This is a genomic window from Kaistella sp. PBT33-4 (genome assembly GCF_029194425.1).
Taxonomy (GTDB): domain Bacteria; phylum Bacteroidota; class Bacteroidia; order Flavobacteriales; family Weeksellaceae; genus Marnyiella.
This window is the reverse complement of the sequence record NZ_JARFYL010000008.1, coordinates 38,432-63,137: the sequence shown is the minus strand read 5'-3', so window position 1 is coordinate 63,137 and position 24,706 is coordinate 38,432. Positions and strand designations below refer to the sequence as shown.

Annotated in this window: 23 protein-coding genes and 1 pseudogene; 16 read left to right on the top strand and 8 right to left on the bottom strand. The window is 44.3% G+C overall.

The features are described from left to right. Positions 1-239: 239 nt before the first annotated feature. Together P0M11_RS13160 and P0M11_RS13155 are read right to left on the bottom strand one after the other, a co-directional pair. Positions 240-872 carry an SOS response-associated peptidase family protein gene (locus P0M11_RS13160; RefSeq protein WP_275626071.1) on the bottom strand — a complete coding sequence of 211 codons (633 nt, stop codon included), beginning with the start codon at positions 870-872 and terminating at the stop codon, positions 240-242. Between the two features lie 151 nt (positions 873-1,023). Then, the gene (locus P0M11_RS13155; RefSeq protein WP_275626070.1) at positions 1,024-1,809 is read right to left on the bottom strand and encodes a LexA family transcriptional regulator; all 786 of its coding nucleotides are present in this window, start codon (positions 1,807-1,809) and stop codon (positions 1,024-1,026) included. Positions 1,810-1,871: 62 nt separating this feature from the next. On the opposite strand from P0M11_RS13155, the gene dinB (P0M11_RS13150) reads away from it, so the two are divergent. From dinB (P0M11_RS13150) to pyk, 8 genes are all read left to right on the top strand, one after another. After that, positions 1,872-3,035, top strand: coding sequence for a DNA polymerase IV (gene dinB / locus P0M11_RS13150; protein ID WP_275626069.1), 1,164 nt, complete (start codon positions 1,872-1,874; stop codon positions 3,033-3,035). Beyond that, positions 3,025-6,078, top strand: coding sequence for a DNA polymerase III subunit alpha (dnaE, locus tag P0M11_RS13145; RefSeq protein WP_275626068.1), 3,054 nt, complete (start codon positions 3,025-3,027; stop codon positions 6,076-6,078). The genes dinB (P0M11_RS13150) and dnaE overlap by 11 nt, the downstream gene beginning before the upstream one ends. A 144-nt stretch (positions 6,079-6,222) precedes the next feature. Next, on the top strand, positions 6,223-6,486 hold the full coding sequence (locus P0M11_RS13140) for a hypothetical protein (protein ID WP_158063349.1): 264 nt from the start codon (positions 6,223-6,225) through the stop codon (positions 6,484-6,486). 307 nt (positions 6,487-6,793) lie between these two features. Beyond that, positions 6,794-7,033, top strand: a complete 240-nt coding sequence (locus P0M11_RS13135) for an acyl carrier protein (protein WP_002976354.1) — start codon at positions 6,794-6,796, stop codon at positions 7,031-7,033. A 28-nt stretch (positions 7,034-7,061) separates the two neighbouring features. Then, a complete protein-coding gene (gene fabF, locus P0M11_RS13130) occupies positions 7,062-8,306 on the top strand; it encodes a beta-ketoacyl-ACP synthase II (RefSeq protein WP_158063350.1) in 1,245 nt (414 codons plus the stop codon). Positions 8,307-8,315: 9 nt separating this feature from the next. Beyond that, positions 8,316-9,077 carry a ribonuclease III gene (gene rnc / locus P0M11_RS13125; protein WP_275626067.1) on the top strand — a complete coding sequence of 254 codons (762 nt, stop codon included), beginning with the start codon at positions 8,316-8,318 and terminating at the stop codon, positions 9,075-9,077. Further along, positions 9,052-9,522 (top strand): IPExxxVDY family protein, encoded by a 471-nt coding sequence (locus P0M11_RS13120; protein ID WP_275626066.1) that lies wholly within the window; start codon positions 9,052-9,054, stop codon positions 9,520-9,522. Before rnc ends, P0M11_RS13120 begins: the two co-directional genes overlap by 26 nt. After that, the gene (gene pyk, locus P0M11_RS13115; RefSeq protein ID WP_275626065.1) at positions 9,515-10,957 is read left to right on the top strand and encodes a pyruvate kinase; all 1,443 of its coding nucleotides are present in this window, start codon (positions 9,515-9,517) and stop codon (positions 10,955-10,957) included. The genes P0M11_RS13120 and pyk overlap by 8 nt, the downstream gene beginning before the upstream one ends. 99 nt (positions 10,958-11,056) lie before the next feature. Here the strand turns inward: pyk and P0M11_RS13110 are convergent, their stop codons facing one another. The 6 genes from P0M11_RS13110 to P0M11_RS13085 form a co-directional block, all read right to left on the bottom strand. Next, the gene (locus tag P0M11_RS13110; protein ID WP_275626064.1) at positions 11,057-11,818 is read right to left on the bottom strand and encodes a T9SS type A sorting domain-containing protein; all 762 of its coding nucleotides are present in this window, start codon (positions 11,816-11,818) and stop codon (positions 11,057-11,059) included. A gap of 1 nt (position 11,819) precedes the next feature. Next, positions 11,820-12,344 (bottom strand): ankyrin repeat domain-containing protein, encoded by a 525-nt coding sequence (locus P0M11_RS13105; protein ID WP_275626063.1) that lies wholly within the window; start codon positions 12,342-12,344, stop codon positions 11,820-11,822. Next, positions 12,341-12,883 (bottom strand): YceI family protein, encoded by a 543-nt coding sequence (locus P0M11_RS13100; protein WP_275626062.1) that lies wholly within the window; start codon positions 12,881-12,883, stop codon positions 12,341-12,343. The genes P0M11_RS13105 and P0M11_RS13100 overlap by 4 nt, the downstream gene beginning before the upstream one ends. 11 nt (positions 12,884-12,894) lie before the next feature. Then, the gene (locus P0M11_RS13095; RefSeq protein WP_275626061.1) at positions 12,895-13,248 is read right to left on the bottom strand and encodes a hypothetical protein; all 354 of its coding nucleotides are present in this window, start codon (positions 13,246-13,248) and stop codon (positions 12,895-12,897) included. A 6-nt stretch (positions 13,249-13,254) separates the two neighbouring features. Further along, positions 13,255-14,097 carry a DUF5777 family beta-barrel protein gene (locus tag P0M11_RS13090; protein ID WP_275626060.1) on the bottom strand — a complete coding sequence of 281 codons (843 nt, stop codon included), beginning with the start codon at positions 14,095-14,097 and terminating at the stop codon, positions 13,255-13,257. A 101-nt stretch (positions 14,098-14,198) separates the two neighbouring features. Then, positions 14,199-14,834, bottom strand: a complete 636-nt coding sequence (locus P0M11_RS13085; RefSeq protein ID WP_275626059.1) for a Crp/Fnr family transcriptional regulator — start codon at positions 14,832-14,834, stop codon at positions 14,199-14,201. 118 nt (positions 14,835-14,952) lie between these two features. On the opposite strand from P0M11_RS13085, the pseudogene dinB (P0M11_RS13080) reads away from it, so the two are divergent. From dinB (P0M11_RS13080) to P0M11_RS13045, 8 genes and pseudogenes are all read left to right on the top strand, one after another. Continuing rightward, positions 14,953-16,043, top strand: a pseudogene (gene dinB, locus P0M11_RS13080) (DNA polymerase IV). A gap of 91 nt (positions 16,044-16,134) precedes the next feature. Further along, entirely contained in the window at positions 16,135-16,980 is an 846-nt protein-coding gene (locus P0M11_RS13075) for a helix-turn-helix domain-containing protein (protein ID WP_275626058.1), read from the top strand. A gap of 21 nt (positions 16,981-17,001) precedes the next feature. Then, positions 17,002-17,547, top strand: a complete 546-nt coding sequence (locus P0M11_RS13070; RefSeq protein ID WP_275626057.1) for a hypothetical protein — start codon at positions 17,002-17,004, stop codon at positions 17,545-17,547. A gap of 376 nt (positions 17,548-17,923) precedes the next feature. Then, positions 17,924-18,463, top strand: a complete 540-nt coding sequence (locus tag P0M11_RS13065) for a hypothetical protein (RefSeq protein ID WP_275626056.1) — start codon at positions 17,924-17,926, stop codon at positions 18,461-18,463. A gap of 61 nt (positions 18,464-18,524) precedes the next feature. Next, positions 18,525-19,322, top strand: coding sequence for a molecular chaperone (locus P0M11_RS13060; RefSeq protein ID WP_275626055.1), 798 nt, complete (start codon positions 18,525-18,527; stop codon positions 19,320-19,322). A gap of 313 nt (positions 19,323-19,635) precedes the next feature. Then, complete coding sequence (locus P0M11_RS13055) at positions 19,636-20,325, top strand: hypothetical protein (protein WP_275626054.1); 690 nt, start codon at positions 19,636-19,638, stop codon at positions 20,323-20,325. A 79-nt stretch (positions 20,326-20,404) separates the two neighbouring features. After that, positions 20,405-23,128, top strand: a complete 2,724-nt coding sequence (locus P0M11_RS13050) for a hypothetical protein (protein WP_275626053.1) — start codon at positions 20,405-20,407, stop codon at positions 23,126-23,128. A gap of 73 nt (positions 23,129-23,201) precedes the next feature. Further along, positions 23,202-24,677 (top strand): alpha-amylase, encoded by a 1,476-nt coding sequence (locus P0M11_RS13045; protein ID WP_275626052.1) that lies wholly within the window; start codon positions 23,202-23,204, stop codon positions 24,675-24,677. Positions 24,678-24,706: the final 29 nt, after the last annotated feature.

Sequence of the window (24,706 nt, the reverse complement as noted above, 5' to 3'; positions counted from 1 at the left end):
TATCTGCCCGCTAAATGCTGACCGGAAGACGCAGAAACCAATCACCAGTCACCAGTCACCAACGGCCAGTTAGAAGTGAGATATGAGAGGTTACGCTGCTTACAGCTAACAGCTTACAGCTTATTGCTTACCGCTGATGGCTGACTGCTGACCGCTGATGGCTGACTGCTGGCCGCAGAAACCAATCACCAGTCACCAACCACAAGTCACCAATCACCAGTCACCAAAAAAATAAACTCTTAAAACAGCGTCAGCGGCATTTTTTCCGGTTCCAGGTTGTCCGCCGTTAAGGCAGGATCGAATGTCGGATAGGTGAAGTTTTCAATGGGTTCCTCATTCAGGAACCTGTGAGCCATTTCCCTGTTCATGCATATGGGCATCCTGTGTTTGGAATTGTGTATCGCCCTCAATAGTTCATTGGCCTGGGTGGTTACTATGCCAAATCCAATTTCATTATTATCCCAGACATCGAACAGGCCCGCCAGATAGAAATGGTTGGCCTCCTTCCAGTGCATCCTGTGCTTAACCTTCAGGGGCATCTTTTTTCCGGGATTACTTACATGCATCCAATCGTAAAAACCACTTACGGGAATCACACAGCGGTTGCTCAGGTAGTTTTTGTAGAGTGTATTTGCTTTTTCGGCCGTCAGGTTAATTCCGAGGGCCGGCCGGTCTTTGGGGATTTCCTTACTCAATCCCCAGGTGGCGTGGGTGATCTTTCTGCCGTAATGATCCAGTACCACAGGCACGGCAGGCCGGTCGAAAGCATTTACCTCTTTCGCCGCGTAATACTTTTCTTCCGCTTCCTCAGCATTCAGCTCCTCTGAAATTTTTTCGATGGATATCCCGAAATTATCGACTCTGTTGCACATTTTAGTACTTTTTTATAGTCAAATATAAAAAATTGAGAGCCAATGAAAAGGATATTCTGAATTTGAGACCTGGACTCCGTACAGTGATCATAAACCGCTAATGATGACATTTGACCAAGAGTAATGCTCTTTGCCTAATAGTTCAGTCTCTTCATACTTTTGGTTTCTCCAGACCATTCATTCTCTTCAGCTCATTGATTTCCTTTTTCAGACTTATAAACATATCCTTTATGGAATTTATGTCCAGGCCGCTGCCGCCTAATTCTTCGGTGTTGATGCTGCAGGCGTATTCCCAGATTTCCAAAATCTGCGACTTTGGGATGTCGTAAGGTTCGTAAAAATCATTGTCCGGAGTGACTGAAATACTTTCTGTGGAGTTTTTCTGAAACCTTTTATAAGTAATCCCTTCGTTTCGGGTGATGAAAATATAGGTCTTTCCCTTTTTCAGATCAGCAATGTTTTCCACGTATTTACCAACTACATAGGTGCCGTCGTTATAGGGTGGCATGGAATCTCCCTCCGTGGGGAAAGCCCTGTATTTCCCATTCCTCAGGAAGGGCAGGGACAGCGACTGCAGGTTCTCAATATACTCCGGATCCGAATAACCGTTCAGGTAACCCATGGACGCCTTCTGCGGAATGATCTCAATCTTGTTTTCACCCTTTCCATCCACGGTAATAGGCAGAATAATCCGGTTATCCGCCAGAGTAAGTATCCTGTCAATTGGATATTTGGCGAGATCTACCGTGAGGAGCAAATCAAGACTGATTTTAAAATATTTGGACATGCTGATGAGTACGTCTATGGGCGGTTCATTGGCGCCGTCTTCATATTTGGCATAGCGGCCCCGTGTGAGCTTCAGGCTGTCGGCCAGTGCCTGCTGCGAGAGATTCAGCTCACCTCTCAAATACCTTATGTTTTCTGACAGTTTTGACATTGATACAATTTATAGCAACAAAGATAGTGTTTTTTGTAATAAAACGTAATAATTTTGTCCCCATGGAGAGAGCAATTGTGCATATGGATCTGGATACTTTTTTTGTCTCCTGCGAAAGGGTAATTAACTCTGAACTGGTAGGCAAACCCGTTATCATTGGCGGTGGCGACAGAGGCGTGGTGGCTTCCTGTTCTTACGAAACAAGGTATTTTGGCGTTCACTCGGCCATGCCCATCAAGATGGCGCTGAAGCTTTGCCCGGAAGCCAGGGTCATTAAAGGCGACATGGAACTCTATTCCAGGATGTCGCAGGAAGTAACGGAAATTATCCGCGAGAAGGTTCCTGTACTGGAGAAAGCCAGTATAGACGAGTTTTACCTGGACCTTACCGGGATGGACCGGTTTTTCGGCTGCTACAAATGGACCAGCGAGGTGGCGGGTTCGGTGACTAAAAATACAGGCCTGCCCATCAGTTTTGCGCTGTCCACCAATAAGACGGTTTCTAAGATCGGTACGGGCGAGGCCAAGCCTTTGGGCAGGTTCGAAATCCGCGAAGAAGGTATCCGGCCGTTTTTGAACCCGCTGTCCATCCGCAAGATTCCCATGGTGGGCAATGTGACCTTCCAGCTGCTTTCCAGGGTAGGCATCCGGACCATCCAAACCCTCTCGGGCATGCCGGTGGAGGTGTTGCAGCAACTCATCGGCAGGAATGGCAAGGAGCTTTGGAAAAAGGCCAACGGTATAGACGAAACCCCTGTAATTCCTTATTCCGAGAAGAAATCCATCTCCAAAGAGCATACTTTTTCCACAGATACTATTGATATTGAATCCATTAAAAGCATTATTACGGGAATGGTGGAAAATTTGGCCTTCCAGCTCCGGGAATCCGGGTGGCTTACCTCCACCGTGGCCGTCAAGATCCGTTATTCCAATTTCGATACGGAAACCAAACAGTTTAAAATCGCTTATACCGCAGTGGATCATACGCTTACGCGTGTCGCTCTGGACCTTTTTAACAAACTCTACACCCGGCGGATGAGGCTAAGGCTTGTGGGGGTAAAGTTTACAGGTCTCGTGCACGGGAACCACCAAATGAATCTGTTTGAAGATACCGAAGAACTGATCTCGCTGTACCAGACCATGGACAGGATTAAGAACCGTTTTGGCAAAGCTGCTGTAGGCAAGGCTTCAGGTTTTAATTTTAACATCAGCCAGCATGTATCTTAACTGTCACAGCTACCACAGTCTTCGCTACGGAACACTCTCCATAGAAGAGCTCGTTCAGCAGGCGGAGAAACTGCAGGTTTCCGCGTTGGCCCTCACGGATATCAACACGGTAACCGGGATATATGATTTTTATAAACTTTGTTTGGCTAAGGGTATAAAACCGCTAGTAGGAGTAGAGATAAGGGAGGGAAATGAACTTTATTATATTGCGCTGGCAAAATCCCAGAGCGGCATTGGCGAAATAAACCGTTTGCTTACCGGTCATAACTGCGAAAACAGTCCGCTGCCCAAATGCAATCCCCCTTTCAGCCAGGTGTATGTGGTGTATCCGCTGGAGAATGTGCCGGAGACACTTCTGGAACATGAATTCATAGGAGTCCGCCCGGAACAGCTTAATCTGGTCTTTAATTCAATGTGGAAAAGACTGATCCATAAAATGATAGTCCTGGCTCCGGTTACGGTACGTACACGCCGCGATTATAATCTGCACCGGATTCTGAGGGCAGTAGACCACAATACCCTGCTCAGCAAATTGACTGAGGCGGACTTCTGCAATCCCCACGAAATCCTGAAGCCTGTTTCCGAACTTCGGGAGACTTACCGAAACTATCCGCAGATCCTGGCGAATACCGAAAAGATCCTGGCAGACTGCCACTTCAGTTTCGATTTCTCCACTCCTAAAAACAAAAAACATTTTACGGGAGCTCAGGCGGGAGATGAAGAGCTGCTGCGTACTTTGGCTTATGAAGGCCTGAAGAAAAGATATCCTGCCGGTCATACTACCGCCCGGTTGCGGGTGGAAAAGGAGCTGAAGGTCATTAACAGGCTCAATTTCTGCGGATATTTCCTCATTACCTGGGATATTGTACAGTACAGTAACAGGATGGGTTTCATGCATGTGGGACGCGGCAGCGGCGCCAACAGTATTGTGAGTTACTGCCTGGGGATTACGGATATTTGCCCGATTGAACTGGATCTTTATTTTGAAAGATTCCTGAACCTGAACAGGAACAGTCCGCCGGATTTCGATATAGACTGGAGCTGGCAGAACCGGGATGTCATCCTTCGGTATATATTTGATAAATACGGAAAGGACCACGTGGCATTCTGTGGGACAAATGTGGAATTTAAATACCGTTCCATCTTCCGTGAGGTCGGAAAAGTGTTTGGCCTGCCCAAGGACGAACTGGATGTGCTGGCTACTAAACCTATGGCAGAACATGAAGAGAATTCGGTGGTCCGGTTGGTGCACAAATACGGAAAACTGCTGGAAAAGTTTCCAAACCAGCGCAGCATGCATTCCTGCGGTATCCTGATTTCCGAGGAGCCCATCACCAATTTCACGGCTTTGGAGATGCCACCCAAAGGTTTCCCCATTGTTCAGTTTGATATGCACGTAGCCGAAGATATCGGCTTTGAAAAGTTCGATATCCTGTCGCAGCGCGGTTTGGGAAGCATTAAAGATACCGTGGACCTTATCCGCAGGAACAGAGGTGTTTTTGTGGACATTAAAGACACCACAATGTCCAAAGACGAAGCTGCGGCCAACGAATTTCTGAGCCGCGGAAAGACCATTGGCTGCTTCTATATTGAAAGTCCGGCCATGCGTGGGCTTTTGCGGCGCCTGAAGTGTGATAATTACCGTACGCTGGTGGCGGCTTCATCCATTATCCGGCCCGGCGTGGCTCAAAGCGGAATGATGAGGGAGTACATTTTCCGGCACAACAATCCTACCCGGTTTGAGTATTTCCATGAGGTGTTTAAGGAACAGTTGGGCGAAACTTACGGAATCATGGTCTATCAGGAAGATGTAATTAAGATTGCGCTCTATTATGGAGGGCTTTCGGCGGCAGACGGTGATATCCTGCGGCGGGCCATGAGTGGTAAGGGCCGGTCGCTGGCGGCCCTGCAGAAAGTGAAAGATGATTTCTTTGCGTCTTGCCGTAAGCTTGGTCATCCGGAGCAGCTTTCAAAAGAGGTTTACCGCCAGATCGAATCCTTTGCGGGCTACTCTTTCTGTAAGGCCCACTCGGCGTCCTACGCGGTAGAGAGTTACCAGAGTCTGTTTCTGAAAGTATATTATCCGGTGGAGTTTATGGTGAGCGTGATCAATAACCAGGGTGGTTTCTACCGTACGGAGGTTTATGTGCACGAGGCACGCATGTCCGGCGGAATTATACATAATCCCTGTGTAAATAAAAGCTTGTTTGAAACTACGGTATATGGCAAAGATATCTACCTGGGGCTGATGCATATTGAGAAAGTGGAAGGCCGGATTGCCCGGCATATTCCGGAGGTACGTGAAAGAGAGGGTGAATATAAATCGCTGGAGGATTTCATCAAAAGAATTCCTGTGGGCATAGAAACCCTTCAGATTCTTATATTCATAGGTGCCTTCCGGTTCACCGGCAAACAGAAAAATGAACTCCTTATTGAAGCACGCTTAATTCTCTCTACCTATAAGCCGGAGTGCCGCATGCAGTCACTGCTGGAAGAACCTCCCAGAAAATACAGCCTGCCCCAACTGCAAAGGGATAAGTTTGAAGACGCCTTTGATGAAATTGAAATACTGGGTTTCCCTGTAACCTGCAGCCCTTTTGATTTGCTTCAGACCAAATTCCGGGGCCGGATTATGGCGAATGACTTGGTGAGGTACCACAAAAAACAGGTGAAGATGATTGCTTATCTCATCTCCCGAAAGCATGTTCCCACCAAAAAAGGTACTATGTTTTTCGGGACCTGGATTGATGCGGAAGGCGAATACTTCGATACAGCCCATTTCCCCGATAACCTCCAGAAATATCCCTTCCAGGGCGGTGGCTGCTATCTTCTTCTGGGGCAGGTGGAGGTGGATTTTCATTTTCCCACCATCACCGTGCTCAAAATGGCCAAGATGCCTTTTATTCCGGATCCAAGGTATGCTTTGGACAAGGAAAAAGCATACGAAGTACACCGGAAAATTAACGAGGATGTAAGTATGACTTGGCGACAGCCCTACCCCCAGGAAAGTGAGATTGGCCTGCCCAGAAACAAGATGGTATAGTCCACCGTAGGCAGAGGTAGTAATAAACTGCATACATGTTGCTTTTCAATGAGTTGCAGCAATGGTTGCCCACTAAAAAAATAGCAGAAAATGGGGATTGTATGTGCAGTGATAAACCTGTAATTTTGAACAAAACGCAACCCCATGATGACTCTGAAATTATTTGCCAGGAAAAAGTTTGCCCACTTCTTTACCCACGAGGATTGGGTACCGAATCCATCTGTGAACAGCTATTCGCTCCGCATTCCCCTGGGAAAGACCAAGATCAACAGTGGCAAGAAAGTCTATCTGTACATGCGGCAGGGAGACCGTTATATTTACATGAATGAGGGTTTTGAAACGGTAAAAGACAACCAGATTTTCTATACCGCGCACTTTCCCTTCAGTGGCAAAATATCTATAAAATAGCCCTGCGGCTTCTGTACCTTCGCAGGATTAATATTTCGTAACCTTTTTTAATTATAAAAATGGAATGCTGCCTTATGGCGGCATTTTGTCTATTGTGGCCTGTCCTGCGGTATGCCTAGGTCCTAGGTTTCGGAGAAAAACAATACTCATAGAGTGAACCAGGCAGTGCTGTACCCGATGTGCGGAAAAACAGGGCTTCAGTATGGGCTTTCTAAGCCCTCAAGTTTCCTTAAGCAATAAAAAAAGTATAAGTTGAAATAGAATTTTATATATTTGCAGCATTAACAACATAAAAAATAAAATTACTATGTCAGACATTGCATCAAGAGTAAAAGCTATCATCGCTGATAAGCTTGACGTTGAAGAAACGGAAGTTACCCCAGAAGCTAGCTTCACAAACGATTTGGGGGCTGATTCTTTAGATACTGTAGAACTTATCATGGAGTTCGAAAAAGAATTCAACATTCAGATTCCTGACGATCAGGCTGAAAAAATTACTACTGTAGGTCACGCTATCGCGTATATTGAAGAAGTAGTAAACAAATAATATTTCTTTTAACAGAAAAATTAAATTTATGGAATTGAAAAGAGTAGTAGTAACCGGTTTTGGAGCTTTAACGCCTATTGGCAACAATGCGAACGAATACTGGGAAAACCTTGTAAAAGGTGTGAGTGGTGCTGCTCCTATTACTCTTTTCGATGCCACAAACTTCAAAACCAAGTTTGCCTGCGAAATCAAGAATTGGGATCCACTGAATCACTTCGATAAGAAAGAAGCCAAGAAGATGGACCGCAATACTCAGTACGGAATGGTAGCTGCCCGCGAGGCTGTAGCTCATTCCCGTATTATTGAAGATAACGTAGACAAAAACCGGATCGGGGTAATCTGGGGTTCCGGTATAGGTGGGCTCGAAACTTTTGAACATGAAGTTCTGGGCTGGGCCAATACTGAAATTCCACGTTTTAATCCTTTCTTTATTCCAAAAATGATTGCCGATATCACTCCGGGACACATCTCGATTGAATACGGTTTTCACGGACCCAACTACACCACAGTTTCTGCCTGTGCCTCTTCTGCAAACGCTCTGATTGATTCCAAAATGCTTATCCAGCTGGGTAAAGCGGATGTCATTGTATGCGGGGGATCCGAAGCTGCAGTTACTGCCAGCGGTGTAGGCGGATTTAATGCCATGATGGCACTATCCACACGCAACGATGATCCTAAAACAGCTTCCAGACCTTTTGATAAAGACCGCGATGGTTTTGTACTGGGCGAAGGGGCCGGATGTATCGTTCTGGAGGAATACGAACACGCCATGAAAAGGGGCGCTACAATTTATGCCGAGCTGAAAGGTGGAGGTATGAGTGCGGATGCTTACCACATGACCGCCCCACATCCTGAGGGACTGGGTGCACATATGGTAATGAAAAACTGCTTGGAAGACGCCGGCATTTCGGCAGACGAGGTGGATCATATCAATATGCACGGTACGTCAACTCCGCTGGGCGATATAGCGGAGTCCAGTGCTATTTCCAAACTCCTGGGCGACCATGCTTATGATATTCAGATCAACTCAACAAAATCAATGACCGGACACCTGCTGGGTGCTGCCGGCGTAATTGAGGCTATTGCAGCCCTTGGGACTATTGTACACGGTATCGTACCGCCAACCATCAACCATTTCACGGATGATGAGAATATTGACAGCCGCCTGGATTTCACCTTTAATACGGCTGTAAAGAAAGAGGTGAACGTAGCAATGAGTAACACATTTGGCTTTGGAGGTCACAATGCCTGTGTCCTCTTTAAGAAACTGTAATACTGCTCCATGGAGTTACAGAAATATCTGCCTAAATTCCTAAAAAAAAGAAAAAAAGTACTTTCGGAAAAAGACTACTGGTTAAGTTCGGAAATCAGCCGTATCCTTGGCTGCGAAATCCAGAACATAAGTCTGTACCGCGAGGCATTTTCTTTAAAGGGTTCATCCAAGAATTCCGAACCTAAAAATTATGAGCGTCTGGAATTTCTGGGCGATTCTATTTTAGGGTCCATTATTTCCTGCCATCTCTTCACTACATATCCCCAGGCAAATGAGGGTTATCTTACCCAAATGAAATCCAAGATCGTAAACAGGAAAAATCTCAATAAGCTGGGAGAGGACCTTCGGCTTACCAAATTCCTGATTAACGGAAATTCCTGTACTCTGAGTGAAAATATCTCGGGAAACCTGTTTGAAGCGCTTATAGGGGCCGTGTACCTGGATCAGGGATATACCATGTGCGAAAGTATTGTACTGGAGCGCCTTCTGACGCCTTCAGAGATCAATAAGCTGGAAAATAAGATAGTCAGCTATAAAGGTCTTCTGCTGGAATGGAGCCAGAAACGCAAGATGAATATCCGTTATGATACCTGCGAAGAGACCCAGGCCAAAACCACTGTTTTCCGATGCACTGTCTGGATTGGAGACGACAAAATTTCGAATGCTGTAGAGTCCTCCAAGAAAAAAGCTGAAGAAAAAGCAGCACAGCGCGCATTTTACGTTTTAAATAAGAAAGAAAAGATAATTGGACCTGCAAAAACTAACACTTGATAACTGTGAGGAGGACGATGTGTTGATCGCCCTGGTGAGGTTGGTGAAGAGAATTCCTGATCATGAATTTTTTTTCCATATTAACAGGATCAATAGTTTTTGCTTTGAAAGGATAGACGATTTAATAGTAGAAGGTGTTTTCTATACCTACCACTTCTCTGTTTTCAGGGGTTACAGCAGGGAGAGCCGCACGTGTTTTCGTTTTATCAGCAATAAGTCCGTTTTTAGTGTACAGAAAAAGGAAGTTACAGAACTTTTTGCCGGCGAGGAGGAAGTAAAGTTTTTGCTTGAGGAATATCCTGATTCGGATTATATCCTGACATCCCCTGACAAATGTGCCGATTTTTCCTTAATTTTACTGCCTGAAAACCTGTGCTTTCAGCTGCAGGAGATTCCATTGGGTTTCGATGAGAAACTCTTCCATACACTTCAGTATTATGAATAAATATTTAAAGAAGACCAAGATAATAGCGACTTTGGGTCCGGCAACGGCAACCAAAGAAATCATGACTGACATGGTGAAGGCAGGCGTGGATATTTTCCGGATTAATTTCTCCCATGCAGACTATGAGATCGTACGCAATAATGTGAAACTTATACGTGAGATCAATCAGGAATTGGGTTCTTCCGTAGGTATTTTGGGCGATCTGCAGGGCCCCAAGCTCCGCGTAGGGGTTGTGAAGGAAGGTTCATATCTTAACCCGGGAGACATTCTTACGTTTACCAATGTGAAAATGGAAGGTGACTCCAAGACGGTGTACATGACCTATAAGGATTTTCCAAAAGATGTGAAACCCGGTGAACGCATCCTTATTGATGACGGAAAACTCGTGCTTCAGGTTATTGAAACAAATGAAGTGGATATTGTGAAAGCCGTGACCGTTCAGGGTGGACCGCTGAGCTCAAAGAAAGGCGTAAACCTTCCAAATACAAATGTTTCATTACCGGCGCTTACAGAGAAGGATATTCAGGACGCCAATTTTATGATGGACCTGGAACTGGACTGGATAGCACTCTCCTTCGTGAGGCATGCACAGGACATCATTGACCTTAAACTGTTGCTGGCTAAGCATCCAAATCAGGTTAAGACACCCATCATCGCTAAGATAGAGAAGCCTGAAGGTGTAAAGAATATTGAGCAGATCCTGCTGGAGTGCGACGGCCTTATGGTGGCACGTGGTGACCTGGGTGTGGAAGTACCTATGGAAGAAGTTCCGGCCATCCAGAAGATGCTTGTAGAAAAGGCACGTAATTATGCCAAACCGGTGATCATTGCTACCCAAATGATGGAAACCATGATTACAAGCCTAACGCCCACGCGTGCTGAGGTAAATGATGTGGCCAACTCTGTTCTGGACGGTGCCGATGCGGTAATGCTTTCCGGCGAGACTTCCGTGGGACGCTATCCGGTGGAAGTAGTACAGAATATGACTAAAATTGTTAAGAATATTGAAAATACTAACTTCTATATTCAGAAAAATTCTCCAATAGAAAAGGAGTTTAACTGTATAGACACCCGTTTTATAACCAACAGGATTTGTCTGGCGGCTGTCCGTATTGCCAAAAGTACGGATGTGGAGGCCATTATTACACATACCCATTCCGGATATACAGCATTCCAGATTTCTGCACACAGGCCCAATTCGCACATCATTGTTTTCAGTTCCAACCGAAGAGTGACTACCATGCTGAATTTACTTTGGGGGGTGCGCGCCTACTATTACGATTCCCAAAAGTCTACTGACGAAACGATCCTGCAGGTAAATGAAATGGTGAGTAAACTCGGTTATGTGGAGGAGGGCGATTTCGTGATCAACCTGAACGCAACACCGGCCGGTGAAGGGGGCAAGACCAATACCCTGCGACTGACCACCATTTAGAAATTTTGAGATTAAAATGCGGCGGCAATCCCCTAAATTAGAAGCCACCCCGACGGGGGTGGCTTTTGGTTAATAAGTGCTGTTTGGTAAATAAAGTGTTTATTTCCTGATAATGGTTTCGTACATTTTTTGACCACTGTCCAGTTCAATCTCCAGATAATAGGTGCCTACAGCAGTTTCGTTTAGGTCCAGAGTGTCTCCTTTCAGTTTGGTTTCCAACACAAGTCTGCCCGTGCGGTCGTACAGTTTTATACCTCTTATATCTTGTGGGTGGCTGAACTGCAGTTTTCCATTTGTGGGATTAGGAAATACGGAGAACTCTTGGTTAGGAGCATTTTCAGCCGTACCCAGTGATGGGTCAAATGCCATTGGCAGCGTAACATACTCTCTGTTGTTTGGACCATGGTATGAAAGCACCATTGTACCGTCTCCACGGGCACAGAAAAGCTCTATATTTCCGGGTCCGTTAGGTACAGGTATATCACCGGGTCCGCCGGCGAGGCTTCTTCTTGCAACTACAGTTCTGGTGGAACCGGAGGTGGTATTACTTAGGACAGCCCAGTCCTGCACGGGATCGGCAGTTGGAGTGACTCCAATACCATGGAAGGTATAGTCTAGCGTTGCTGCTGAATTATAGATAAATCCGTCGGCGCCGGCTTCCATTCCATTGCCGCTAAAACTTGCCCCCACGCCCAAGAAGGAGTTACTGGGACCTGTAACGGTAAGCGTAACAAAGGCGGGTGTAGTCTGCACTTTTACGGTCATTCCAATGGCTCCAACTGTCGCAGTTGGAGAACTGTATTGGGAGTACCCATATGAAGCCGCCAGGCCGCATGCAATAATCAGTAATTTTTTCTTCATGTTATTTGGTTTTAAGTAGGTTGATGATATTTGGTTTCTTAATCTGCATGGCGTATTCAAAAGGAGTAACTCCCAAATTGTCGGCTTTGTCTTTCTTTGCGCCGTATTTAATAAGTAACGCAACCAGGTCTTCATTTCCCTGTTTTACCGCCCAGATCAGGGGTGTAGTACCATTGGAGTCCGCAATGTCCGGATCCGCATTATTGCGCAGCAGCATTTCGGTAAGCTCAGGGTGGTAATTAATGCTCAGTGCCGCAAGTGCAGTCCCTTCCGGACTTTTATAGTTAAGGTCTTTTACGTTTTCGATCAGGAATTTAGCCACCTCCACATTTCCCCGGTAGCAGGCAAGTATGAGGGGCGTGAATCCACGGCTGTCCGCCTTGTTTAAAGCATCCGGGTTCGACTTCAGGAGTTCACGCATTTCAGCTGCTGTACCGGTTCTGGCGATATCGAAAGCGTTTTTCGTCTGGCTGGTTACTGAAAGCGAGACCAGCAGGGCAAATAGGAAAAGGATGTTTCTGTTCATTGTTTAGCAAGTTCAAAATGATAATCTATGTTTACTTTTTCGGCAATTTTTTTTGTAAGCATTGTAGGGATCGATACCTTATAATCGCCAGGTTTCGCGGTAAATTTCCCTGAGAGATAAATTTTTCCGTCGCGACTGTAGATATTTGCAGAGGAGTTCACCCTGTTACTCACACCATGAAAGGTAAGTGTTCCCTCTACGGTACAGGGGCGTGGAGCAGATGATAGCTCAGCCATACTGAAACCTGATATCTTTCCCGAAAATGTGGTTTTTGGATACCTTGCCGACTCTGCATAGTTCTCGTTGAAGTGTTCTTCCATCAAAGGTGTTTTAAATTTGAAATTCTTTATCAGTGCTACGCTGGCCACTTCGCCCGTGGCGGTGTTCATTACTGTTACTACATTATTATTGGTAGCATCTACATCTTCAAACAGCGGTACGGAAGCTTCAAAATGTACCCTCCCTGTTTTGGTAGCATATTTTTGGCTAAAGCAGAGTGTCGTTGCCAGCAAGAATATTATGAACGTTTTCTCTTTCATTTTAATTTTCTTTAAGGTTGTAAACCATCCGTTTTCCATTTTTTGATGAGGTCAATATCCGGCTGAGAAAGTGCTCCTCCCTGCGGCATTTTTTGAGGGTCCCCAGTGGGCCGCTGTATCCTGTCCAGTATATTGTCTGCTGCATTTTTCACCTTGTTATAATCTGTTAAAGGGTAAAAGCCGGAAATTCCGCCCGGTGAATGACAGACGATACAGCTGTTATCAATAATGGGTTTAACATCTTTGGCAAATGACACTGTTTCCGGCAGAATTACCTCGGCTGAAATATCTTCATAAGTCCTGGTCTCGCATGAGTACAGGAGAGAGGCCAGCAGTAAATTTGAAAAGAGTCTGTGCTTTCTCATGACTAATTAAAAAACACGGTATAGATTAAAACCAAAGAAAACCTCACCTTTTGCCCAATTACCCGTAGCATTGGTTAAATAGCCGGTCTCAGTATTGGGCTGCGAATTTGTAAATACCAACTGAAAAATGTGACCTCCGGTATCAATGTCAAGCCCCAGCGATAATGGATTTTTATAATAATTATGGTTGTCGAAATTCAGGAAGTATTCCGCATTTAGGGAAAGTCTTCGGGAAAGTTTATAGCGGCCACCCAAACCTGCTGAGAACAGGTCGCCATCTTCAATGCCAGGATTAATCAGGTTTTTATGTACATAACCGGGGCTTAACTGAAGACTCAGGTTTTCGGAAAATCTTCGTGACACCAAAATCTGTGTTACATAGGACATCCGGTCTCCAAATTTCAGGAACGGATAGGTGTTGTCATTAAGTTCGCTGTTAATATCCGCTGCATGATAGCCCACAATCTCAAACGGTGCGTTTCCTGCCTGTTTCATGAGCCTGTACTTCACCGCCAACTCATAAGTTTTTTGATAGGTATGCCGGGAAGCATGTATGGAGAGCCCGTCTGTAAGTCCGTAAATAACACCAAGTTTTGTTGTGGCATGATCGAGTCCGAAAAAAGTTTTGAATCCAGCGCTTACCGATCCGAACCTATGCGAAATATCAACATAGAACTCCTTTTTTGCGGCCATTTTTGTGGACTGTCCTGTAACGATTTGCAGTGCTTTGAAACTTGGCAGGTGCTCATTTTGTACAGTAGCCGTATCAATCCCACTGAGCAAATCTTCCTGTGAGTGCACTGTCATGCAGAGTAAAAGTGAAAGGAAAATAATCAATTTAACGGCCATAAAAATAAATTTACATCAGTCAACTATAGACGCTGAAGTGATGATCAGCTCATCCTTTACTCAAAGTTATAAGATGTAAAACAGAAAAAAAGTGACTAAAGTCACAACTGTTTCCTCACTTCGATTCCTGCAGTGCTTTGACGGATACAGCCCTCATGTTCAAATTTTTTCAGTATCCGGCTTACCACTTCCCGGGCAGTTCCCAGGCTGGAAGCAATTTCCCGGTGGGAAACCTTTACGGGATTGTTGCCCGTGAGTTTTATTTTATATTCAAGGTAATCCAGGACCCGCCTGTCCAGTCTGTAAAAAATGACTTTATTCACACTTTCCATCATTTCCGTATACCGAAGCTCAAAATTTTGGTAGAAGTAGATGTTCAGGGCAGGATACTGAATTATCCATCTGCTTAAATGCTGTATGGGAATAAGAAGCAGTTCGCTTTTTTCTTCGGTGCACGAATACACAGTACTGTGTCCATCCTTAAAAATAGACGCGAAGGTGATGATGCAGCTTTGTCCCGGTTCCAGAAAATAATAAAGAAGTTCACGTTCGTCCTTTTCCGAATAGACCTTTACAAGTCCGCTTATTACAACAGGCAGATACCGGACCAGCTGACCTTCGGAAATGATTTGGGTGTGGGCATCGTAACTCCTGATTACAGTATTTAACCTGAAATCCTCCAGGAATTCCGGGCCGACAAACTTAAACTGATCTTCTATAGAGTGATAGCCGCTCATTTTTTTATTTAAAATTATTAATAATTTGTTTTCTTAAACAGCTTTTGCCAGAAATAGTTCGGGAAGCAGAACGGTCTGTAACTGAAGGAAAAAGCGCAGTTATTGTTAATTTTGTTTGATGAATGGTTTTGAACGCAAAATAATCCACGTAGATATGGATGCGTTTTACGCTTCTGTGGAGCAGTATGACCAGCCCGAACTTAGAGGCAAACCTGTTTGTGTGGGCGGTGGCCGCTACGGTGTGGTAGCTGCCGCCAGTTACGAAGCCCGAAAGTTTGGTATCCGCTCTGCAATGCCGGGACGGTTGGCGCTGCAAAAATGCCCCCACCTGATTGTGGTGAAGCCCCGCTTCCAGCGATACAAAGAGATTTCAAGTCAGATCCGCCAGATTTTCTATGAATATACGGACCTGGTAGAACCTCTGTCGCTGGATGAGGCCTACCTGGATGTTACTGAAAATAAGATGGGAATCCAGTCCGCAAATTCCATCGCGAGGGAAATCAGACAGAAAATTCTTGAGCGTACCGGTTTAACTGCTTCTGCGGGCATATCGGTTAACAAATTCCTGGCGAAAGTGGCCTCAGATTACAATAAGCCGAACGGACAGAAAACCATTCATCCCACTCAGGTACTGGCCTTCATGGAGAAACTGCCGATTGAGAAGTTCTATGGAATTGGTAAAGTAACCGCCAACAGGATGCACAGCCTAAATATATTTACAGGTGCAGACCTTAAGGCAAAATCGCTGGAGCAACTGACCGAACTTTTCGGTAAGGCCGGAAAATATTATTATGATGTCGTACGTGGAATACATGATCATCCCGTAAGACCGGAGCGAATTGCTAAAAGTGTAGGAGTTGAAGAAACTTTTTGGGAGAATCTTGTAGATGAAGATGCCGTTTTTGAGCAGCTGAAGAACCTTGGTAAAGAGCTGGAAACACGCCTTATAAAGAAAATGCTGAAAGGAAAGACGCTTAAACGCTTAAAATTAAGTACAGCGATTTCAGTCTGTATACACGCTCCAGATCCTGTGAAAGGTTCTTTTGTGATTATGAACATATTTATAATATTGCCTTGCAAATGTGGCAGTTAAGACCATTTGATCGGCCTGTTCGCCTTTTGGGACTTTCTGTTTCCGGGCTGAATAACGGGAGTAAAAAGCAAGTATCGGTGCAGCTTAAAATACCTTTTGAGGATTATCTAACATAAATCATCAAATAAAGATATTTAGTACATCATTTTTTTGATATATTTATATTATTATTTCTGAAAAGAAATATACCCCTTGAAAACACATTAAATGAAGACTCTAAGAGACTGGGGCCTCAGTGCCCTCAGCGATATACAGGATGAGGACCGGATGATCAACTTTGCCGGTTACTCCATTCTGTATACCGCTACTGAGAATGTACATCTGCTTATTTTTGACAATGAGGTGCATCTGCCTCCGGAAACATTCTATTATATTCCGCCGGACAGTCCTATTCAGTTCATGAGCGAAACCCGTCAAGCAATCCTGATGTGGTTTAAAGTTGATCTCTTTGTAGACCGCCTGGAATTCCTGAGCCACATAAAGAGAGGTATCTTTTTCCGTAACCCGCTTGGGTGGGCCGTTCCCAATAATTTTATGCCTTTTGAGTCCATTATGAAGTATTATTATTTCCCGACTCAGGAAAAGGTGATGAATAAACTTTTCGCCAAAAATCTGCTCATCAACTTTCTGGAGTTTATCCTGATCCGTACCCTTATGGAATACGATCCAAAAATGGATCATTACCGGAAAGACAGTTATGAAAAAGAGATGGCGAATAAATTTATCTTTCTGTTGCTTAACGAGTCTTCCTTTAATTTTACCGCTGTGTATTACGCCGATAAGCTGAACATCAGCAAGAGAACGCTGGACAATGCCGTGCAGACGGTCTATGGATGTACAACCAAATCCTTCATTATAGCTAAAGCTCTGGAAAAGGCAAAGAAACTGCTGAGGGGAACGGAGATACCTATTAAGAACATCAGCCAGGACCTTGGTTTTTCCGAAGAGAGTAATTTCAGTAACTTCTTTAAAAAACACACAGGCAGTTCACCGCGTGAGTTCCGCGATCATGCAGTGAGCCAGATACCAAATCTTAGGTTGGTGAAATCCTAAGTAAAATCAATTGCGAAATCTATGAAGAAGGTTGTTACTGCCTGCGTTATCCTGATAACTGCATTTTTATCTAAAAAAGCTACTGCCCAAAATGCTTCTTCCGCCGTGCTGAATATTGTTCTGCATCCTGTGCAAACCATTGAGGTGGGCGGTTCGGACAACAGCGTCAACCTCGAATATAAAACCAGGGAAGATTACAGCCAGGGAGTCAGTTTGAATAAGGAAAATCATTTGAAGATCTACAGTACCGGTGGTTTCATTGTAAATGTGCGTACCTCTGCCCAGAACCTTACATCAACTGCCACCAGCAAATCTATTGATGCGGGCGATATTACCGTGACTGCCGCCACGGGAACTTCCAATGGTATGGAATCATTTACATCTTCACCCGTACATCTGTCCGGCTCGGATACCGCCTTCATCACTTCCTTGCAGGGTGCTGCTCATAAAACCTTTGATGTAACTTATGCTGCCAAAGGCGATAATAAATTCATAAACCATTACACCAAAACACAGAATCCTACCGTATATACCACACAGGTGGTCTACAGCATACTGCCTCAGTAAATATTTCTGCAGTAAACTTTTTGTGAAATAATTGAATGCCTCCAGTCCTGGGGGCATTTTGTGTATTCTGCCGGATCGGAAGTACGGATATTTGCAGAAGAAAACAGCCGTATCTACGGCTGGAATAACGGGCGCACAGAAAACTCTTCGAAAAGATTTAACGAAAATCCTGTTATTATTGAATAATCAATAAAATAAAGCTTACATAAGTGCATATAACAAACGTATTACACTTTATTGATTGACAGGACATTTACATATGTTTTTTGAATTTTTTCATAAAACCTACTTTGAATCAGTGATATATCTTTGCTGTACCAAAAAGAGAGGTATATAACCTCACTAAAAATTACACATTTTAAAAAATCAAACAAATATGAAAAAGTCAATTTTATTCGCAATGTTCTTAGGGGGTCTTTTTGCAGCTAATGCGCAGGCAACTGGTCAAACCGAGCTTAAAGTTAAACTTAATCCAGTGCAATCTATCGTAGTAAATGATGATAAGGTGGTGCTGGATTATGTAACTCAAGAAAATTACGCACTGGGAGTTTCAGAGACTAAAAATAATCATTTGACAGTTTTCAGTACAGGAAAATTCAAGGTGAAGGTTAAAGCTGATGCTAATTTAACAGACGGAAACGGAAAGTCAATTGCATTAGATGATCCAGCTACAGCAATAAAAATACATGCGACACAAGGAACTGTGGGGGCCAATAGTCCTTTAGTTGCTTTTAGTGGTTCGGAAATTTCCTTATCAACTACCGATCAGGTAATTGGAGGCAGCGATACAGCGGGCGTAGGTGGCATCAACGTTAAGTATACCGGAGCAGGCTCAGACGCGTACGTTAATCTACTTAATAACGGCACTGCTACAACATTGACGACAAATGTAACCTATTCCATAGTTGCAGAGTAATAAGATTAAATTTATATTTAAGGACAATTTAAGAAATTCTTAAATTGTCTTTTTTAATTATATGATAAATCTATTCAAATACATACTGTTTTTTTTAGCAGTTCCGTTTGTGACGGTTCAGGGGCAGACCGGATTAAGTGTAAGTCCACCCAGAACTTATGTAGTTAGTAACCCTGGCGAAATAATTTCAAAGAAAATTCTGGTCACCAATACGAGTAAGAATGCACCTTTAAACTTGACAGTTTCGCTAAGCGACTGGCAATATGATACCGCTGGCAACAATTTAGTAGGAGATCCCGGTACTCTCGAAAATTCTGCGAGTTCGTGGATTTCTGTAAAACCACAATCCTATTTCACAGTGTTGCCAGGTGAGACGCATGAGATGGAAATAATGCTAAATGTTCCACAACGTAAAGGTTCCAGCGATATTCACACGTCACTCATATTCGTAACGCAGACTAATCCAGTGGATTCTTTTAATGAACGAGGAGCTGTCGTAAAGGTCAGTATGCAGTCCGGAATAAAAATCTATCACAGATATGATACGCCGGCAAATCCAAGTATTGAATTCACAGACTATCGTTTTAATAAAGAAACCAAGAATTTAGAATTGGCTCTGGAAAACACGGGCAACATCTGGACCGATGGCACGGTAATCACCGAACTGGTTAATCTAAATACGGGCACTAAGCATAAACTGGAAGACCAGATCATCTATACCCTTCCTGCAGATAAAAGAAAAGTTACAGTTCCCTTACCTAAAGGACTTAAACCCGGGAAATATACCGCTTCATCCGTCATTTCGTACGGAGATGATGATACGATAAAAATGGCCGAGTTGGGCTTTGTGTATGAATAGATTGTTTTTTTTACTGGTATTGCTCTTATATACGACGCTCCCTGCTCAGATTATACTTAATCCTCATAACACAGGATTTCTACCAGTTTCTAGCTATAATGGTGCGACTACTAACAATCTAATTCATATACAGTTCCATTTGGATAGGTCTAATGGTAACCAGGTGAATTTTTGGTCGTTAACCTATCGCGTAACCGGAACAATAACTAATGGCATAAATAATTTTCCTGCAGAGCGGTTAAAATTTAGGTTTAACAGCATTGAAGCTTCTCCGCCCTATCCTGTTTATAATGTTCCTCCCACTGCGCAAAATATGGGATTAAATACTAACCAGCTTCCCTTTTCTACTGCTAATTCCTATTTTGTACAGAATTCTCCTTACAGCTTAGAGACTAATGGGCAGTCTTCCTTTATTCTAAAATATAATGTTTCAGCGGAGGGTGGAGCTTATCTCGAGCAATATAAATCATGGAGTAATTATAGAGTTAACCTCATTATTGAGCTTTTTAACCGTAAAAATGAACGGATTAGTTGGCAGCCCGTAAGTTTCGATATGCAGGTGCATCCAGATGATTCCCCACCTCAAACACCCCCTTACGGCATACAGTTTGACGCGAATGCCAAAAATGTACTCCTGGAATTTAAAACTGCCGGCGATTATGCCAATGGCGTCTCCAAAACGCAGACAAAAGCATTTTCTACTTTCTCCAATACTCCGTATGTAGTCCGTGTAAATACGCTGAACAGCAACCTCACCAACAGTGGTAACCATACGCTGCCCGTAAGTGCTGTTAAGTTAAGTGTGAAGGATAATCAAAGCGGAGCGGTAACAGGAAATGTGAATCTTTCAGGTTCGCAGCAAAATATCCTTACCAGCAGCGCGCATACAGCCACAAAGTTCTTCGATACTACTTACTCTACTCAGGCTGGAGACAACACTTTTTTCAATAAATCTTACGAACAGTATTCTGGTACCGTGGTATTTACAATGATTCCACAATAGTATTTTGTCTTTACTCAGATCCATATTCTGCCTTTTTCTTTCTTTAGGGATGATGCTTGTCTATTCTCAAAGCAAAGGTGTGAGTATAGAGACCGACAGTGTAATTGCTGCTGCAAACGGCGAAATGCGCAGCCTGATGGCCAGGGTTGAAAATGGCACCAACAAGGCCCAGGATCTGCGATTAATTGTTCAGACCGGAGACGGGGTGCGTCTGCTGAATTCTGATGCTGTAGTGAAGCTGGAACCGGGTGAAACACAGTTCATACCCCTGAAGATTTTCATTGAAAAGAGTCTGCCCGCCGGCTCCTCAATTATTTCCTTACAACTGCGGGATTCATCTGCACACGTTGTGGCTCATTGGGGAACAACGCTTACAATAGCTCCTAAGCGGCAATTGCGGCTTTCTGCTGACGTGACTCAGGTACTTATTTACAGGGCAGGCGATTCCCTGAATATTTCTGCCCGCGTTTTTAATGGTGGCAATCAGACCGAAGAAGCTGATATTTTCGCCTCCTTCCCTCAGTATGCGGGAAGCGAGATAACCCTCCGGAAAAAAGTAATACTTGCACCATTTACAAGCCAGAAGGTAGAGTTTTCCAGAATTGTTGACCGTGATCTCCTGCGGATGGAGATCTTCACAGTAAATGTAGCGGGAACCAACGCCAATAAAGAATTTTTTGGGAACGCCACGGTCACTGTGCAAAATGCGCTTGGGAACCGGAGGTTTATTGATCCTCTTCAAAATAATGTTTACCGGGGCAGCAATGCAAACCGAATTGCCTGGAGTACCAGCAATCCATTTGAAGAATTTTCTGCCTCTCATAATGTGGATCTCAGGTCCGAGATTAATGTAGGTAATACGAAAGCTACTGTAAACCTGAACGGTACCTACTGGCCCAACCTGGATACCCCGGTTATGTTTCAGAATACCTGGCTAAAGATAGAGAATAAGTCATTGGGTATGCAGCTGGGAAACCTGAATGGTTCAGATATGGAAATTACCCTAAATGGTCGTGGGGCACAGTTTTTTTACACACCGCAAAATGAAAAGGGAACTGCAATCACGGCCGGAGTGGTGGAAAAGAGCTATAATATTTTTGATCCGTTCCAGCTTAGCTATTTCCCACGCGGATATTCGGCGTTCGCAAAGACTGTTCATCAAATTACCGCACGCGAAAAACTGGATGGTGAAGTTATTTGGGATACGGACCCTTTCCAAAAAAGTTTCATTGTGAAAGGCGGCTATTCATTCAGCAATCAGAAAAATACAGTCTATGATATTGATCTGGCTTATGGACAGACCCGTGCGGTTTCAAACCCGGAAGTGATGGAGCCATCTTTGGCTGCGGGATTCAACTACAGGAAAAACTGGGACAAATTTACCTTCAGTTCCGCTAATTATTACAGCACGGGTTACTATCCCGGTATACGGCGTGGAAGCGCTGTATCCGAACAGCGCGTAAGCCGCAGTTACGATAAGTTTTCCGTCTACGGTGCCTATGGTTTTAACCGCTACAACCCGCAGAATATTGAGCCACTATTCCGTTTTAATTCTTTCTCCGAGCGGCACCGCGCAGAGTTAGGTGCTAATTTTACAGTGGCTAAGCGTTTTAATGTTAATGTAATCTCACAAATTTCTACAGAGGAGTCTGATGTATTTCTTGGCGACAATTTCACACGTTCACTGGTGAGTTTCAATTCAGCATCTTTGACTGCAACTCTCAACTACAATACTGAAGACCAGAAAAACCGCTTTACGCTGACCCATGCGCAGGGGCTATCCTTATACAGAAATATTTCAGAACCGCAGCATATTTACAGCTATCAGGCAAGCTGGCAGCACAGGAACCTTACCTTAAGCGGCAACTATCAGTACGGAAACTTCTTGCTTTATGAAGGCAACCGCAACGGGGCATTAAATACTGATTCAGAGAAATTTTCTGCAGTTACCTCATACCGGCTGACATTGTTGAACAACAAGCTGAACTTAAACCTTAGCGCATTTGCAAACGTTGACTCTCAAAATGGGGAAAGCTTCGCGCTAAGTTCTAATTTGGATTACCAGATGCTCCGCACAACAAGACTCTTCGGCAGTTATAGCTATAATAAATTTTCCCGGAGTGGATTTGGAAGCGCAAATTCTTATTACCAATTAGGCATTTCTCAGGACCTGCCCACTATCGGCGACGAAACGGTAAAATATAAAAACGGCACAATCCGCATATTCACCTTTTTTGACCATAATAATAACGGTACCTACGAACCCGGAACTGACAAGCCCGCAAACGGTGTGAAGGTGAAGATCAACAACATTCTGTTTATCTCCGGCGACGACGGCTATATCAAATACCGCAAACTGCCCTACGGTGAGTATGCAATAAAGTCGAATGAGAACGAGTGGTACAGCGAAAATCAAAAAATTGATTTGAAACAAAAAGAGGAATTCATAGCTCTGCCACTGGTTAAAACTGGTGTTTTAAAGGGCCGGATCAGGTACGAGAAAACTTCAAAATTTCAGTACGAGGTTCAGGAGCATGTCGCCGGAATACCTGTGATATTCCGAACTGCTGCCGGAAAGACTTTTACTTTTTATACAAATGCTCTGGGAGAATACAATGCCTACTTGCCGGTAGGCCAGTATCACGTTTCACTGGAAAATCAGGCCTTCCAGAAGAACGTATATACCGAAAGCAGTTTTGACGAGATTAAGGTGGAGGCCGCGACTACAACAAACCTGGAAGATTTTATTCTTAAGGTACGCGAAAAGAAAGTTGAGATTAAAAGATTCGGAAGCTCAGACTGACAGTGTGCAGCTACACCATTTTCCGAACTTTCAAAGTGGAGTATTTTTGCTAACTTGATGCATCCAGATTGTAATGATGAACGCAACAATGATCCAGTTTTTCCACTGGTATTCCGCCGGTGACTCCACACTTTATACCGAAGCCGTACAGGCTGCAGATTATCTTGCAGAACTTGGAATATCGGCAGTCTGGTTTCCGCCTGCGTACAAAGCTGCCGGTGGTGGCTTTTCGGTGGGCTACGATCCCTACGACCTTTTTGATTTAGGCGAATTTGACCAGAAAGGCGGCATCGCTACAAAATACGGAACCAAAGAACAGTATTTGGACGCCTGCAGCGTACTGAAAAGCAAAGGGATTTCCATAATCGCCGATATTGTACTCAATCACAAAGCAGGAGGCGACGAAAAGGAAAAATTTCACGCAATGCGTGTCAATCCAGAAAACAGACATGAAATACTCTCCGAACCGATAGAAATTGAGAGTTATACCAAATTTACGTTTCCGGGAAGGGGCGAAACTTACTCCGATTTCAAGTGGGATTTCCAGTGTTTCTCCGGTGTGGATTATGCCGAGGGACAGGAACCCGGCATCTATCAGATCATCCATGATCATGGTGACGGCTGGGAAGAGATTATCTCAGATGAGCTGGGCAATTATGATTTCCTGATGCATAATGACCTGGAACACCGCAATCCCTTTGTCCGCGCCGAACTGAACCATTGGGGAAAATGGTACCATGACCAGATCGGATTCGATGGTGTGCGGCTCGATGCTGTGAAGCACCAGTCACCGGATTTTTATAAGGAATGGCTTTACACACTGCGGGCTAATACGGGAAAGAATATTTTTGCCGTGGGTGAATATTGGGCACCCGGCGCACTGGATCTTAAGCTGAAATATATTGAAGCCACTGAAGGCTGTATGAGTCTCTTCGATTCGTCGCTGCATCACAACTTGCATGTCGCGTCACTGCAGGGTGCCGATTATGACCTCCGCACCCTGTTTGATGATACACTTACACTTGCAAATCCCCTGCTTTCCGTAACGGTAGTGGACAATCACGACACGCAGCCGTTGCAGGAACTGGAAGCACCGGTGGAGCATTGGTTCAAACCTCTTGCCTATGCGCTTATTCTGTTGCGCAAAGATGGCTATCCCTGCATTTTTTATCCGGATCTTTTTGGCGCGCACTATACAGATGTTGACAAAGAGGGCAATGAGCAGGAAATATTTCTGAATAAGGTGGAGAAAATTGAGGAGTTGCTTAAAGCCAGACAACTTTATGCGTACGGTACACAACGCGACTATTTTGAAGATGCCAACTGTCTGGGGTGGGTGCGCGAAGGTGATGACGAACATCCCGGCTGCGCTGTGGTTCTCAGTAACAAAGAGGCTTATGAAAAACCTATGGAAATGGGACTTCAATATGCCGGTCAACCTTTCCGTGATTACCTTGGTTGGTTTCCGCAAGAGGTTGTTATCGACGAAAACGGCTGGGGAAGTTTCCCTGTCCCTGCCGGAAATGTAAGTGTTTGGGTACCTGTCTGAAACGGTGTATTCCCTGTACTGAATGCCTA

What these genes read in the sequence shown, in the direction of transcription:
- P0M11_RS13055 (WP_275626054.1), top strand. Translation starts at nt 19,636, where the DNA reads ATGGGATTAAATACTAACCAGCTTCCCTTTTCTACTGCTAATTCCTAT.
- P0M11_RS13155 (WP_275626070.1), bottom strand. Translation starts at nt 1,809, where the DNA reads ATGTCAAAACTGTCAGAAAACATAAGGTATTTGAGAGGTGAGCTGAAT.
- P0M11_RS13090 (WP_275626060.1), bottom strand. Translation starts at nt 14,097, where the DNA reads ATGGCCGTTAAATTGATTATTTTCCTTTCACTTTTACTCTGCATGACA.
- P0M11_RS13100 (WP_275626062.1), bottom strand. Translation starts at nt 12,883, where the DNA reads ATGAAAGAGAAAACGTTCATAATATTCTTGCTGGCAACGACACTCTGC.
- P0M11_RS13095 (WP_275626061.1), bottom strand. Translation starts at nt 13,248, where the DNA reads ATGAGAAAGCACAGACTCTTTTCAAATTTACTGCTGGCCTCTCTCCTG.
- P0M11_RS13105 (WP_275626063.1), bottom strand. Translation starts at nt 12,344, where the DNA reads ATGAACAGAAACATCCTTTTCCTATTTGCCCTGCTGGTCTCGCTTTCA.
- P0M11_RS13065 (WP_275626056.1), top strand. Translation starts at nt 17,924, where the DNA reads ATGAAAAAGTCAATTTTATTCGCAATGTTCTTAGGGGGTCTTTTTGCA.
- fabF (WP_158063350.1), top strand. Translation starts at nt 7,062, where the DNA reads ATGGAATTGAAAAGAGTAGTAGTAACCGGTTTTGGAGCTTTAACGCCT.
- P0M11_RS13070 (WP_275626057.1), top strand. Translation starts at nt 17,002, where the DNA reads ATGAAGAAGGTTGTTACTGCCTGCGTTATCCTGATAACTGCATTTTTA.
- dnaE (WP_275626068.1), top strand. Translation starts at nt 3,025, where the DNA reads ATGTATCTTAACTGTCACAGCTACCACAGTCTTCGCTACGGAACACTC.
- pyk (WP_275626065.1), top strand. Translation starts at nt 9,515, where the DNA reads ATGAATAAATATTTAAAGAAGACCAAGATAATAGCGACTTTGGGTCCG.
- P0M11_RS13075 (WP_275626058.1), top strand. Translation starts at nt 16,135, where the DNA reads ATGAAGACTCTAAGAGACTGGGGCCTCAGTGCCCTCAGCGATATACAG.
- P0M11_RS13140 (WP_158063349.1), top strand. Translation starts at nt 6,223, where the DNA reads ATGATGACTCTGAAATTATTTGCCAGGAAAAAGTTTGCCCACTTCTTT.
- rnc (WP_275626067.1), top strand. Translation starts at nt 8,316, where the DNA reads ATGGAGTTACAGAAATATCTGCCTAAATTCCTAAAAAAAAGAAAAAAA.
- P0M11_RS13045 (WP_275626052.1), top strand. Translation starts at nt 23,202, where the DNA reads ATGATGAACGCAACAATGATCCAGTTTTTCCACTGGTATTCCGCCGGT.
- P0M11_RS13110 (WP_275626064.1), bottom strand. Translation starts at nt 11,818, where the DNA reads ATGAAGAAAAAATTACTGATTATTGCATGCGGCCTGGCGGCTTCATAT.
- P0M11_RS13160 (WP_275626071.1), bottom strand. Translation starts at nt 872, where the DNA reads ATGTGCAACAGAGTCGATAATTTCGGGATATCCATCGAAAAAATTTCA.
- dinB (WP_275626069.1), top strand. Translation starts at nt 1,872, where the DNA reads ATGGAGAGAGCAATTGTGCATATGGATCTGGATACTTTTTTTGTCTCC.
- P0M11_RS13060 (WP_275626055.1), top strand. Translation starts at nt 18,525, where the DNA reads ATGATAAATCTATTCAAATACATACTGTTTTTTTTAGCAGTTCCGTTT.
- P0M11_RS13135 (WP_002976354.1), top strand. Translation starts at nt 6,794, where the DNA reads ATGTCAGACATTGCATCAAGAGTAAAAGCTATCATCGCTGATAAGCTT.
- P0M11_RS13085 (WP_275626059.1), bottom strand. Translation starts at nt 14,834, where the DNA reads ATGAGCGGCTATCACTCTATAGAAGATCAGTTTAAGTTTGTCGGCCCG.